Below are 13944 nucleotides of genomic sequence, written 5' to 3'. Positions count from 1 at the left end.
GGCCCGGGGCCACCCCCCCCCCGCCACCCCCCCCCGCGCGCGACCCGCCGGGCCGGGGGCCGCGACCCCCCCAGCGCCCCCCCGGCCCGGCCAGGCCGGTCAGTACTGGCGGGTGGGCAGGGCCGCGGTGGCCTGCTCGGGGGTGAAGGTGCCCTCCTCCGTCTTGATCCGCCGCGGCACCTGCTCGCCCGCCTTGACCTTCTTCACCAGGTCCATCAGCTGATCGCCGAGCAGCGGGTTGCACTCGACGTCGTAGTTGATCTTGCCCTGGCTCATCGCGGTGAAGGCGTCCTTGACGCCGTCCACGGAGACGATCTTGATGTCGGTGCCGGGCTTCTTGCCGGCCTCCTCGATCGCCTGAATCGCGCCGAGCGCCATGTCGTCGTTGTGGGCGTACAGCACGTCGATCTTCGACTGGGACTTGAGGAAGGCCTGCATGACCTCCTTGCCCTTGGCGCGGGTGAAGTCACCGGTCTGCGAGGCGACCACCTTGAACTTCGGCTCGCCCTTGACGGCGTCCGCGAAGCCGGACTTGCGGTCGTTGGCGGGCGCGGAGCCGGTGGTTCCCTCCAGCTGGACGATGTTCACCTCGTCGGACTTGCCCTGGTACTCCTTCACCAGCCAGTCGCCGGCCTTCTTGCCCTCCTCGACGAAGTCCGAGCCCAGGAAGGAGGCGTACAGCGACTCGTCCTTGGAGTCCACCGCGCGGTCGGTCAGAATGACCGGGATGTGCGCGTCCTTGGCCTCCTTGAGGACGGTGTCCCAGCCCGACTCCACCACCGGCGAGAAGGCGATCACATCGACCTTCTGCTGGATGAACGAGCGGATCGCCTTGATCTGGTTCTCCTGCTTCTGCTGCGCGTCGGAGAACTTCAGGTCGATGCCGGCCTTCTTCGCCGCGTCCTGGATCGACTTGGTGTTGGCGGTGCGCCAGCCGCTCTCCGCACCGACCTGCGAGAAGCCCACCACGAGCTTGCCGCCGGGACCCTTGGCGGCGGAGCCCCCGCCGCCGGAACCGCACGCGGTGAGGACGGTGACCATCGCACCGGCGACCAGGGCCGCCGCAGCTCTCTTGGACATGTGGGGACTTCCTCTCGGGATCGTCGATCACGCGAACGGCACCGGCTGCGTGAACGCCAGGTATCGTCGCCGTTTCGCTCGGGACCGATTGTTAACGCTCACAATTGGCACCGGCAAGGCCTCCGCACCGTGTTACCCAATCTTGACCAGGCCGCGACCGGCAACCGGACGTGTCCTCAGCCCCGCTGCTGCGTCGGCGAGTTGACGCCCGGTGGCGCCCGCTCCCGGTGTGCGGGACCGGGGCCGGGGGTGCGCTTCGGACCGGATCAGGGCAGGTCACTGCAGGTCATCAGGGCACGATCGGATCCCTCGGCGGTCGGGGCCGGACGGCACCTCTCCAGCGGCCTCAGCCGCCCCGACGACCGGTCCGACCGGCAGCCGCTGTTCGGCGTGCGGCCGGGCCGATCAGGGCGGGCGGTGTCCCGGCGGCTCCGCCGGCCGTGGCCCGGACACGCGGGCCCCGACCGGCATGGCTGTGCCGGGCTCAGGGGCGGTCCCGCCCCTGAGCCCGGCACCCGTCAGCACCATCGGCACCATGGACCGCCCGCAGCCTCACGCTGCGGACGACCGTCGGTGCCCCGGCGGCTCAGCCCCAGGGCTGGGCGACCAACCAGCTGGTGTCGGCGGCCCAACTGGTGGAGCTGTCCCAGCTGTTGGAGCCGCCGTTGCTCGCTATGTAGGCCGTGTAGTTGTAGTGCCGGAGGTACTTCGTCGGGAAGTTGACGGACTGGAAGGAGGTGCCGACCCCACTGTTGCCACTGGTGGGGCAGAAGGTGGCGTCCTGGGCGAAGGCCCCGGCGCCGCTGTCGAAGTCCAGGTACAGCTCGTAGTTGAAGTGGCGCAGGAACTGTCCGGGGTTGTTGGCGGACTCGAAGGAGAGGCAGGAGCTGTTGGCCAGGCCGGCGCGGACGATCCAGGTGGCGTCGGCCTTGTCGGTGGCCGAGCTGGAGGAGTTCGTGCTGGAGATGACGACCTTGTTGTCGGCGTCGTCGTGGCGGAGGTAGTGCGAGGTGCAGCACGGCGCGGTGGTGGCCTGCAGGGAGATCCGGGAGCCGGGGGTCAGCGTGCCGGTGCCGGTGGAGCCGCTGGTGTAGCCGGCGGCGGTGATGTTGGCCTGGACCGCGTTCTCGGTGGCGTCCGACGGGTATCCCTGGGTCATGACCCCTTCGTAGAAAGTGCCTTGGGCCCACTTGCTGTTGTCGCCGCCGATGCCGAGGATGATCGCGCCTTCCTTGTGCATCGGGTTGTAGCCGGTGGCGTTGGGGCGTACGCCGCTGTAGAAGGTGGACAGGCCGCCCGACCGGGCGTCGCCGCCGCGGAGGGCCCACTGGTTGGAGCCGCCCTTGAGCATCGCGGTCAGGAACCGGTTGTCGACGCTGGGGTCGTTGGCGTTGAATCCGCGGTTGACCCCGGAGAACAGGCCGTTCTCCAGGTCGGCCATGACCCAGGGGCCGTTGCCGCTGCCCGAGCCCCAGCTCTTGTTGTTGCCGAAGTAGAGGGCCTCCATGTGGCCGTTGCCGGTGTCCAGGCTGTTGGTCTCGGCGTTGCCGTAGTCGAAGCAGCAGCCGTCGTTGAAGTGCGTGCCGTCGAAGATGGCGTACATGCCCTCGGGCTGGTCGCCGGTGGCGATGCCGTTGGTGTTGTTGTTGCGGTAGCCGGTCCCGGGGGCGACGTAGACGCCGTACGCCTTGTGCCCGCCGACGGTGACCGGCGCCTCGACGGCGTTGGCGAGGTTGTCCGGCCCGCCGGCCGCCCCGCCGGCCGGCGCCTGGGTGAGGTGGTTGCCCTTGCCGGACTGGTCGTAGAGGACGGTGATGACGCAACTGGTGCCGGCGCAGAAGGAGTCCTGCGCGGCGGCGTCGGCGTAGCCGCCCGCGCTCAGCGGTCCGATGTCCCTGGTCGCGCTGTCGGAGGCGCGCCTGACCTGGTAGAGCGGGCCGTTGTACGCCCCGTACAGGGCCCGGGTGGTGCTGTGCGCGGCGACGCACGGGGTGTTGCCCGCGGCGTAGATGTCGCACGGCCCCTGGGTGGCCGCCTGCGAAGTCCCGGCCGTGGCGGTGAGCAGGCCTGCGGCGAGCGCGGCGGTGGTACCGGCCGCGAGGAACGCGTGTCGGAGGCGGTTCATCCACGGTTTGATCACGAGGAGTTCCTTCACTGGGTGGGGTGGGGGTGGGCAGGCGCCGACGGACCTCCCGGCGTCCGGCTGTGCGGACGGCGCGGGCTGCCCTGACGCCTGCGGGTCCGGTACGGCTTCTGCCCTGTGGGGCACCGGACCCGGCACGGGGGAGCTGCCGGTCAGTTCCAGGGGGCGGCGGCAAGCCGGCTGGTGAACTCCTTCGCGGGGGGAAGGAAGAAGGCGTCCAATATTGTTAGCGTTAACAACAATTGCCGGGAAAAGGGCGCCGCAGCCGCCGGGAAAGTTCCTGGCCGGGCTGCATCGCTCATCACTATGGCCAGACACCGAGGCACCGTCAAGATGCCGGGATGTTAACGCACACACGGCTTGGGGACGGGGCCCCGCACACCCATGCGGTGGGTGCGGGGCCCCGCGTCCTTGGGGCCGCTGTCCTGGGACCGTGGTCAGACCGGGTAGGGCAGCTCCGCCTCCGACGTCCCGGCCGGGTGGACGTACAGACCGCCGTCCGGTCCGCCGACCCGCAACTGCCACGGGTACGGGCTGCCGGTGGTCACCCGGATCCGGTCGCCCGTACGCCGCAGGTGGAAACGGACGGCCTCGCCGGGGCCGTCGCTGCGCGGGATCACGACGGTGCGCTCGGCGCCGTCGGCGAAGGCGTGGACCCGCAGTTCGACGCCCTCCGCCCAGGCGGAGACCGGGCGCTGGTCATCCGCACCGAAGGGGATGACGGAATCGGGCCGGGCGAGCAGCGGCAGGGTGTGGAAACCGTGCTGCTCGCGCACCCAGCGCGGGCCGGTGACCTGGTCGCCGGTCAGGACGTTGGTCCACGTCCCCTCGGGCACGTAGTACTCGACCGCTCCTTCCTCGGTGAACACCGGAGCCACCAGGAGGTCGTCACCGAGCATGTACTGCCGGTCGAGCGTGCCGGTGGCCGGGTCGTCGGGGAACTCCAGCACCATGGCCCGCATCACCGGCACGCCGGTCGCGTGGGCCTGCTGCGCCGCGCGCTGGAGGTAGGGCGCGAGGCGGTGCTTGAGCAGGGTGAACTCGCGGGTGACCTCGACGGCCTCCTCCCCGAACTTCCACGGCACCCGGTAGGACTTGCTGCCGTGCAGCCGGCTGTGCGAGGAGAGCAGGCCGAACTGGGTCCAGCGCTTGAAGACCGCTGGGGTCGGGGTGCCCTCGAAGCCGCCGATGTCGTGGCTCCAGAAGCCGAACCCTGACAGACCGAGCGACAGCCCCCCGCGCAGCGACTCCGCCATCGCGTTGAAGTGCGACTCGCAGTCACCGCCCCAGTGCACCGGGAACTGCTGTCCGCCCACGGTCGCGGAACGGGCGAACAGCAGCGCCTCCCCCTCCCCGCGCACCTCGCGGAGCAGCTCGAAGACCGACCGGTTGTACAGCTGCGTGTAGTAGTTGTGCATCCGCTCCGGGTCGGAACCGTCGTGCCACACCACGTCGGTGGGGATGCGCTCGCCGAAGTCCGTCTTGAAGCAGTCCACCCCGATGTCCAGCAGGTCGCGCAGCTTGCCGAGGTACCAGGCCGTGGCGGCCGGATTCGTGAAGTCCACCAGGGCCATGCCCGGCTGCCACAGGTCCCACTGCCACACACTGCCGTCCGCCCGCCGCACGAGGTAGCCCTCGCGCATGCCCTCAGCGAACAGCTCGGACTTCTGCGCGATGTACGGATTGATCCACAGGCACACCCGCAGCCCCTGCTCCTTGAGCCGCACCAGCATCCCCGCCGGATCCGGGAACGTCTCCTCGTCCCAGCGGAAATCGCTCCACTGGTACCCCCGCATCCAGAAGCAGTCGAAGTGGAAAACACTCAACGGGATCCCACGCTCGGCCATGCCCCCGACGAAGCGGTTGACCGTGGCCTCGTCGTAGTCGGTGGTGAAGGAGGTGGTCAGCCACAGGCCCAGTGCCCACGCCGGGGGCAACGCGGGGCGGCCGGTGAGCGCGGTGTAACGCTCCAGGACCTGCTTGGGCGTGGGGCCGTGGACGACGAAGTACTCCAGCGACTGGTCCTCGACGCTGAACTGGACCTGGCCCACCGACTCGGAGCCGATCTCGTAGCCGACCTTGCCGGGATGGTTGACGAAGACGCCGTAACCCCGGTTCGTCAGGTGGAACGGGACGTTCTTGTACGCCTGCTCACTGCTCGTACCGCCGTCCGCCTGCCAGATGTCCACCACCTGGCCGTTGCGCACGAACGGCGTGAACCGCTCCCCCAGCCCGTACACCAGCTCCCCCACCCCCAGGGACAACTGGCCGACCATGTGGTGACGACCCTCCCCGTCCGTGACGAAGCCCGTCCCCCGCTCCCCCACCGAGGTCAGCACCCGGCCACCCGCGACGAACTCCAGCCGCCACGGCTCGGCGACGTCGACCCGCAACGTCAACTCACCGGCGGACAGCTCCACCACGTCACCGTCCCGGCGCACCTTCCCACTGCCCTCCTCGGCCCCGGGCAACCCGAACTCCGGCCCGCCCCGCACCGAACCCGCATGATGCGTGGCACGCACCCCGATCACCCCCTCCGCCGGAGACCAGCACTCGACGGTCAACAGCGGGCTGTTGAGCGTGTCACCGCGGCCGCGCACGTGCCTGACCGGCGCGAACAACGTCAACCGGCCCTCACCGGTGCGGACGTCGGCGACCTCGGTGGCGTACCGCGCGGTGACGCCCGGGCGCATCAACCAGTAGCCGTCGGTGAACTTCATCGGACAGGTTCCTCCGTCCGCGCACGATGCGCGGTGATCAGACCCCGGAACCAGCGGTAGCTGTTCTCCGGGGTACGGGTCAGGGTGTCGTGGTCGACGCGGACCAGGCCGAGACGCTGCTGGTAGCCGACGTCGGGGCGATCGTGCGGCTCACCCTCATGAGGTCTCTCGGTGAGCCGGGTACCGGTCGCGGCGGTGCGGTCACCACGTCGGCGTCAGCCCGCGCTCGCGCAGCCAGGCCAGCTGGACGGGCGGGTTGGAGCCGCAGCCGCCGGCGTGGTCGGCGAACGGCCACACCGTCATGGTCCGGTCCTCGCCCGCATACTGGTTGAAGGCGGCGTAGACCGTCCGGGGCGGGCAGACCGGGTCCATCAGGCCGACGCTAAACAGCGCCGGAGCGGTGGCCCGCTGGGCGAAGTGAACGCCGTCGAAGTAGTCGAGGGTCGCGAAGGTCGGCTGCACCCGGTGCTGGCTGTGCCAGCGCAGGTACTTGACGAGCTCCTGGTACGGACCGTCCGCGCAGAGCTGCGCGCCCTCGCGGTAGTGGCACAGGAACGGCACGTCCGGCATCACCGCGGCCACCCGGTCCCCGCTGAGTCCGGCGACGGCGAGGGCCGTTCCGCCGCCCTGGCTGCCCCCGGTCACGACGATCCGGTCGGTGTCGAGAGCGGGCAGCTCCGCGACGGCGTCCACGGCGCGCACGCAGTCGGTCATCAGCCGGCGGTAGTAGTGGTTCTCCGGGGAGTCGATGCCCCGGGTCATGAAGCCCTCGATCCACTGGGTGCCGTCACCCGCGGTCCGGTCCGGCGTGTCGTGGCCCTGCCCCCGGTTGTCCACGACGAGCTGGGCGTAGCCGGCGGCGGACCAGAACAGGTGCTCGGTCGGCAGGCCGCGGCCGCCGGAGTAGCCGATGTAGGTGACGACGACCGGCAGCGGGCCGTCCACGCCGCGCGGGCGCAGCAGCCAGGCGGCCACCGGCTCGCCGTTCCAGCCGGGGAACCGCACGTCGTCGACCTCGACGGTGCGCAGCCCGTACTGTGCGGTGACGCGTTCGGCCTTGACCGCCCCGCCGTGCGAGCGGGCCTCGGCGAGGGTGCGCTGCCAGAACTCGTCGAAGTCCTGCGGGACGGTCGGCTCGGGCCGGTAGTCGCGGAGTTCGGCGACTCCGAAGTCATTGAGCGGCATGGGGGGCTTCCTCCGGGTGGTGAGGGGGCGGAGTCCGGTGCTGGGCGTGCGCGGCCGGACGGGTGGCGGTCCACCCCCCGTGGGCGGACCGCCGGTCTGTGAGATCGTGTCGTCAGTCGACCGTGCCGAAGCGGAACCAGGTGAGCCGGAAGTCGCCGTGCAGGGTCAGGCTCAGGTCGTGCACGCCGTGGAGCGGGGCGGCGAGTTCCGCGGCCGTGGTGGTCCAGGCGTAGCGGTCCTCGGTCACCGGCACGTCGAGTTCGGCCAGCAACCGCCCGCCTGCCCGTAGTTCGAGCCGCGCCGGGTGCTCCCCGGCCTGCTCGCGGGAGGTCTCGACCTCGATCGAGCGAGCGCCGCCGAGGTCGACGTCGCGGAACAGCAGCGTCGCCGGGTGGGCCGGGTCGGTGGGTGTGACGGCGTCACCGTCGGTGCGCGTGGCGTCGACGATGGTCGAGTCCTCGTAGTCGTCGAAGTCGACGGCCAGGAGCCTGCGGTCGACTCCCGCCCGGGGCGCGGCGGCCGTGCCGAGCACGGTCAGCGGCGCGGTGAGGACCGGATGGTCGGCGCTGCGGGCGACGACCACCTGGTAGCCGCCGGGGTCGACGGTGAAGGCCCCGGCTGCCACGGACCAGTGCGCGAACTGCTCGGCCGACAGGCGGAACGTCAGCTCACTGCTGTCACCCGCCTCCAGGCGGACCTTGCGGAAGTCCGCCAGCCGCAGCCGGGGCGCCTCGTAGCGGGCTTCCAGGGCACGGACGTAGACCTGGACCACCTCGCTGCCGGCTCGCGCTCCGGTGTTCGCCAGGGTCACGGTGAGCTCCACCGCGCCGTCCTGGGCGATCGACCGCTGCGACAGGCGCAGCTCACGGTACGTGAAGTCGGTGTAGGCCAGCCCGTGGCCGAAGGGGTAGAGCGGGGCGGAGCGGTGGTACTGGTAGGTCCAGCCGGCCTTGATGATGTCGTAGTCGAGCGGTGCGGGCAGCGGGTCGTCGCCCCGGTACCAGGTCTGCGGCAGGCGGCCGGCGGGCTCGGCCCCGCCGAGCAGGACGTCGGCCAGCGCGTTCCCCGTTTCCTGCCCGCCGTGGGAGGTCCACACCACGGCGGGCAGGTGCTCGTCGGCCCAGTCGAGGGCGTACGGATAGCTGCTCATCACGACCAGGGCGGTGTCGGGGCGGACGGCCGCGACGGCGCGCAGCAGTTCCTCCTGCCCCTCGGGCAGGTCGATGTCGGCGCGGTCCTCGGTCTCGCGGCCGTTGATCAGCGGGTGGTTGCCGAGGACGACGACGGCGACGTCCGCCGTCGCGGCGGCGGCCCGGGCCTCGGCGGCACCGTCGCGCACCAGCTCGCGCTGCCAGTGCTCGGCCTCCTCCGCGGTTTCGGCGGTGACGCCGACCCGGCCGTCGGTCGGGTCCACGGCGGCGTAGCGTCCGGTGAACACCGAGCGCAGCAGGACGGTGTCCGGGCCGGCCGGTTCGAGCCGGAAGGTCTCCTTGACGAACCAGCTCTTGATGATGTCCTGGCCGTGGTCCAGGGTGTCGTCGTCCTGGAGGCTCAAGAAGCGTCCGGTGTCGGCGGCGCGCAGGGTGGAGGCGCCGCCGCCCCAGTCGGTCACGTCGAAGGCGGACTTGCCGAGCAGGTCGCCGGTGGTGCGCGAGCGCAGGGTGACGCGGTCGGAGCCCTCCACGGTGACGACCTCGCCGCCGTGGGCGCCGAGGGCCTCGGCCAGTCCGGTGGCGATGCCCACCCGGTAGGGCAGGGTGCCGCTGTACCAGTCCTCGAAGAGGGTGTCGGCGAGCGGGCCGATCACGGCGATCCGGCGCGCGCGGGCCGGGTCCAGCGGCAGCAGGCCGTCGTTCTTGAGCAGGACGGTCGACTCGACCGCGGCCCTCCGGGCCAGGGCGCGGTGCTCGGGGCTGTCGACGACCTCGGGGCCGATGCCCGCGTACGGGTCCAGCTGGGGGTCGAACTCGCCGAGGCGGAAGCGCACTTCGAGCTGGCGGCGGACGGCGCGGTCCACGTCGGCCTCGTCGATCAGGCCGCGGTCCAGCGCCTCGCGCAGTCGGCCGACCGGTGTCCCGCTGTCCTCGCCGTGGTCGGTGAAGCTGTCGATGCCGGCCTTGAGCGCGGCGGCATGGGACTCGGCGTGGTCGTCGAAGTAGTGCTCCGGGTCGACCAGGTTGGAGGGGGCCTCGGCGTCGCTGACCACGAAGAGCTCGTGGCCGGTCGGCTTCGCCCAGCGGCGCAGTTCCGTCTCGATCAGCGGACTGACGTGGCAGGGGCGGCCGTTGACCAGGTTGTACGCGGCCATCGCGCCGGTCGCGGCGCCGGAGGCGACGACGGGGCGGAAGGCGGCGAGGTCGTACTCGTGGAGGACGCGCGGGCGCAGTCCGGAGGAGGTGGTGCAGCGGTCGTCCTCGTTGTTGTAGGCGAGGAAGTGCTTGAGCACCGGGGCGGCCCGCAGGTAACTCGGGTGGTCGCCGGAGAGGCCGCGGCAGAACGCCTCGCCGACCCGCGCGGTGTGCACCGGGTCCTCGGAGTAGCCCTCCTCGTTGCGCCCCCAGCGGGGGTCGCGCAGCAGGTTGAGCACCGGGGCCCAGGCCTGGAGGGAGGTGGGTCCGCGCTCCTCGCGGGTGCCGACGGCCGGTGGGCGGTGGTGGTGGAAGGCCCGCAGCTCGGTCGAGACCGCCTCGGCGACCTCGCGCACCAGGTCCTCGTCCCAGCTGGCGCCGAGGCCGACGGCCTGCGGGAAGACCGTCGCCACGCCGAGCCAGGAGACCCCGTGCAGGCCCTCGCTGCCGGTGCGGAACGGGGCGACACCCAGGCGCGGGACGGCCGGCGCGTACTGGTGCAGCATCGCGAGCCGTTCGTCGAGCGTGAGCCGGTGGAGCAGGTCGTCGACACGCTTGCGCAGGGGCAGCGTGGGATTGCGGAAGTCGGGCAGGCCGACGGCGGACGTGGGAACGGAACTCACGTGGAACACCCCTCGGACGGGCTCCGGCTCGGTGGTCGTTCATCGGAGCGCTTCGACGCTGGCACGCCCCGAGATGGCTGTCAACTCCCCAGGCAGCAAACGATTTTGCATTTGTTCAGACTCTTGCTCAACCGGTAACGCGTCGTTAGTCTCGCCGAAACATCCAAGCGCTTCGACGCTTCGACGCTTCGACGCTTCGGTCGCTTCGAGCGCGCTTCGACGGAGAGGGGCCACGCCACCATGAGATCCGGGATGAACCGCAGGAGCTTTCTGAGTACCGCCGCCACGGTCGCGGGAGCCGCCGCGATGGCGCCCCTGCTGTCCGCCTGCGGCGGAGGCTCCACCAAGAAGGCCGGGGCGAACACCAGGGAGGGCCTGAAGGCGGCCCTCCCGACCTACGTGCCGAACGCCGGCGCGGTCAAGCCGGACATGGCCCCGGTGCAGGGCGGATCCGACGCCGCGACCGACCCGGGCTTCCTCTCCTACCCGGCCTCCCCGCCCGTCAGCGTCTCCGGCGTTCCGGGCAAGGGCGGCAGCTACACGGCGATCACCCCGCTGTGGGGCACCGCCCCGCCGGTCGGCAACTCCTTCTACCAGGCGCTGAACAAGGCGCTCGGGGTCGAGCTGTCCATGAAGCCGGCGGACGGGATCAACTACAACACCATCATCCCGACGATGACCGCCGCCGAGAAGCTGCCGGACTGGATCAACCTGCCCTCCTGGTGGAACTCCAACTTCAACACCGGCGGGCTGGTCGGCAGTCAGCTCGCGGACCTGACCCCGTACCTGTCCGGCGACAACGTCAAGAAGTACCCCAACCTGGCCGCCCTCCCCACCGGCGCCTGGCAGAACGGGGTCTGGGGCGACAAGCTGTACGGCATACCCTGCTCCTCCACCAGCTTCGGCATACCCGGAGCCACCTTCTACCGCCGGGACGTCCTCGAAGCCCGGGGCATCACCGCCGACCAGGTGAAGTCCGCCGACGACCTGATGAACCTCGGCAAGGAACTGACCGACGCCAAGCGGGGCGTGTGGGCCTTCGACGACGTGTGGGTCTACCTCCAGACCGCCTGGAACGTCCCGATGAACTGGAGGATCGACAACGGCAAGCTGGTCCACATGTTCGAGACCCAGGAGTTCCTGGAGGCCGTCGACTGGCACTACCGTCTGGCCAACTCGGGCTCCGTGCACCCGGACGCGCTCGCCGGTGACGTCGCCAACGGGTCCACCCGCTTCTACAGCGGGAAGACGCTCATCGGGGGCGGCGGACTGGGCGCCTGGAACCTGTCCGACCACCAGTCCGGCGTCGCCGCGGACCCGAACTACCGGCGCGGCGCGTTCAACGCCATCAGCGCCGACGGCAAGAGCACGCCGGTGATCTACATGGGCGCCGCCGCCAGCATGATCAGCTACCTCAACGCCGGTCTGAAGCCGGCGCAAATCGAGGAACTGCTCGCCGTCGCGAACTACCTCGCCGCCCCTTACGGCACGGCCGAGTACACCCTGGTCACCTTCGGCGTCGAAGGCGTCCACCACACCCGGGTCAACGGCATGCCGACCTTCACCGAGGAGGGCAAGAAGGACGTCCAGGCGACGACCTTCCCCTTCCTGGCCGCCCCCGCCTCCGTGATCAGCAACCCGGGCGGCGAACAGGTCACCAAGGACTACACGAGCTGGGCGGCCGCCAACGTCAGGTACCTCACCAAGCCGCCCTTCTGGGGCATGAACTTCAGCATGCCGCAGACGCTCGCCACTGCCGCGGCCGCGCCGAACGTCAACGACACCCTCAAGGACTGCTACCACGGCAAGAAGAAGGTCTCCGACGTGCAGGACGCCGTCGCGAGCTGGCGGTCCGGACCCGGCGGGCGGCTCAAGCAGTGGATGACCGACAACGTCCTCGACAAGTACGGCACCGGCCAGTGAGCACCGCAGCGCCGAAGCGCCCGGCCGGCCACGCGCGGCTCAACTGGCGGATCAGGCTGCGGCGCGACAAGTCGCTCCTGCTGATGACGGTGCCGGCGGTCGTCCTGCTCCTGGTGTTCAACTACGTGCCGCTGTTCGGCGTCGTCACCGCCTTCCAGGAGTACGACCCGCTGGTCGGGGTCTGGCACAGCGAATGGGTGGGCTTCGACCAGTTCCAGCAGCTGTTCGGCGACCCGGCGTTCTGGGCCGCGCTGAAGAACACGCTGTACCTGAGCTTCGTCCAGCTGGTCCTGTTCTTCCCGGTCCCGATCGCCCTGGCCCTGCTGCTCAACTCGGTGACGAGCGAGCGGATCCGCAACTTCTTCCAGTCCGTGGTCTACCTGCCGCACTTCTTCTCGTGGGTGCTGGCGGTCACGATCTTCCAGCAGATGCTGGGCGGCGCCGGCGTGCTCAACCAGTTCCTGCGCCAGCACGACATCGGCACCTGGGACATCATGACCAACCCCCACACCTTCGCGCTGCTGGTCACCTCCCAGGCGGTCTGGAAGGAGGCGGGCTGGGGGATCATCGTCTTCCTCGCCGCGCTGAGCGCGATCAACAGCGAACTGTACGAGGCCGCGGCGGCGGACGGTGCGGGGCGGTTCCGGCGGATGTGGCACATCACCCTGCCCGGCCTGCGTGGGGTGATCGTGCTGATGCTGGTCCTGCGGCTCGGCAACGCGCTGTCCGTCGGCTTCGAGCAGTTCCTGATCCAGCGCGACGCCGTCGGCCACGAGGCCGCGGACGTCCTGGACACCTTCTCCTTCTACTACGGCATCTCCACCGGCGGCTACAGCTACGGCGCGGCGGCCGGGCTCTTCAAGAGCGTGGTCTCCCTGCTGCTCATCTGGGGTGCCAACCGGCTGGCGCACGCCTTCGGCGAGGACGGGCTGTATCACAAATGACCAACGCACTCACCATCGGCTCCCGCCGCGAGAAGCGCCGCCGGGCGTCCGTGGCCGCCCGGCGGCGGGCCCGCTCCGCCCGCCCGCCCTGGGAGGAACCGCCCACCTCCGTCGGCCGGGCCGCCAAGGGGCTCACCCTCGGCGGGACGCTCGCCGTCATCCTGGTCCCGCTCTGGATCATCGTCCTGACCAGCTTCTCCACCCCCGGCGCCATCAACCGGGCCGGCGGCCTGGTGATCTGGCCGGACGGCCTGACCACCGACACGTACCGTGAGATGCTCAGCGACCCGACGGTCGTCACCGCACTGACGGTGAGCCTCGGCATCACCGTGGTCGGCACCGCGGTGTCCATGGCGGTGTCCGTGCTCTGCGCCTACGGCCTGTCCCGGCCGCGGTCGTTCGGGCAGCGCTTCGTCCTGCTGCTGCTGATCGTCACGATGTTCGTCAGTGGCGGCCTGATCCCGAGCTTCCTGGTGGTCACCGGCCTCGGCGGCTACGACCAGTGGTGGGCCCTGATCCTGCCGAGCGCCGTGTCCGTCTTCAACATCCTGGTGCTGCGCGCCTTCTACCAGGAGACCTCGTCCGAACTGATCGACGCGGCCCGGATGGACGGCGCCGGAGACTGGCGGATCCTGTGGTCCGTCGTCCTGCCCACCTCACGCGCCGTCACCGCCGTCACCGCGCTGTTCTACGCCGTGGGCTACTGGAACTCCTTCTTCAACGTCATGCTCTACATGCCGACGGACAGTCAGAAATGGCCGTTGCAGTACGTGTTGCTCACCTACGTCAACCGGGCCAACGGCCTGCCCGGTTCCGTCAACTCCGGCTTCGGCAACACCCAGGTGCAGACCGCGCCGCTGTCACTGCAGATGGCGGTCGTGGTCCTCACCCTGGTCCCACTCGTGATCGTGTACCCGTTCGTGCAGAAGCACCTGCGCACCGGTGTCCTCACCGGCGCGATCAAGGGCTGAACCGTCC

Annotated in this window: 8 protein-coding genes and 1 pseudogene; 3 read left to right on the top strand and 6 right to left on the bottom strand. The window is 70.4% G+C overall.

What is annotated here, in order from left to right; translation table 11 throughout:
* Positions 1–99 precede the first annotated feature (99 nt).
* The 6 genes and pseudogenes from ACIRVF_RS05395 to ACIRVF_RS05370 all read right to left on the bottom strand — a co-directional run bounded on the left by ACIRVF_RS05395 (position 100) and on the right by ACIRVF_RS05370 (position 10099).
* Entirely contained in the window at positions 100–1080 is a 981-nt protein-coding gene (locus ACIRVF_RS05395; protein WP_402814005.1) for an ABC transporter substrate-binding protein, read from the bottom strand.
* 586 nt (positions 1081–1666) lie between these two features.
* Positions 1667–3205 (bottom strand): alpha-L-arabinofuranosidase B, encoded by a 1539-nt coding sequence (locus ACIRVF_RS05390; protein ID WP_402814003.1) that lies wholly within the window; start codon positions 3203–3205, stop codon positions 1667–1669.
* A gap of 455 nt (positions 3206–3660) precedes the next feature.
* Positions 3661–5943, bottom strand: a complete 2283-nt coding sequence (yicI, locus tag ACIRVF_RS05385; protein WP_402814000.1) for an alpha-xylosidase — start codon at positions 5941–5943, stop codon at positions 3661–3663.
* Positions 5940–6059, bottom strand: a pseudogene (locus ACIRVF_RS05380) (hypothetical protein); the annotation flags it as partial. The gene yicI and the pseudogene ACIRVF_RS05380, both read right to left, overlap by 4 nt.
* 85 nt (positions 6060–6144) lie before the next feature.
* A complete protein-coding gene (locus tag ACIRVF_RS05375) occupies positions 6145–7128 on the bottom strand; it encodes an acetylxylan esterase (RefSeq protein ID WP_402813997.1) in 984 nt (327 codons plus the stop codon).
* A 112-nt stretch (positions 7129–7240) separates the two neighbouring features.
* Complete coding sequence (locus ACIRVF_RS05370) at positions 7241–10099, bottom strand: glycoside hydrolase family 3 C-terminal domain-containing protein (RefSeq protein WP_402813994.1); 2859 nt, start codon at positions 10097–10099, stop codon at positions 7241–7243.
* 252 nt (positions 10100–10351) lie between these two features.
* Here ACIRVF_RS05370 and ACIRVF_RS05365 point away from each other — a divergent pair, with 252 nt between their 5' ends.
* From ACIRVF_RS05365 to ACIRVF_RS05355, 3 genes are read left to right on the top strand one after another with little or no spacing between them, the layout of a single operon-like run.
* The gene (locus ACIRVF_RS05365) at positions 10352–12022 is read left to right on the top strand and encodes a Tat pathway signal sequence domain protein (protein ID WP_402813991.1); all 1671 of its coding nucleotides are present in this window, start codon (positions 10352–10354) and stop codon (positions 12020–12022) included.
* A complete protein-coding gene (locus ACIRVF_RS05360; protein ID WP_402813988.1) occupies positions 12019–12966 on the top strand; it encodes an ABC transporter permease in 948 nt (315 codons plus the stop codon). The genes ACIRVF_RS05365 and ACIRVF_RS05360 overlap by 4 nt, the downstream gene beginning before the upstream one ends.
* Positions 12963–13937 carry a carbohydrate ABC transporter permease gene (locus ACIRVF_RS05355; RefSeq protein WP_402813985.1) on the top strand — a complete coding sequence of 325 codons (975 nt, stop codon included), beginning with the start codon at positions 12963–12965 and terminating at the stop codon, positions 13935–13937. Before ACIRVF_RS05360 ends, ACIRVF_RS05355 begins: the two co-directional genes overlap by 4 nt.
* The last annotated feature ends 7 nt before the right edge of the window (positions 13938–13944 follow it).

The sequence above is a fragment of the Kitasatospora sp. NPDC101157 genome (assembly GCF_044768255.1).
Lineage (GTDB): Bacteria > Actinomycetota > Actinomycetes > Streptomycetales > Streptomycetaceae > Kitasatospora.
This window is presented reverse-complemented; position numbering and strand designations above follow the sequence as displayed.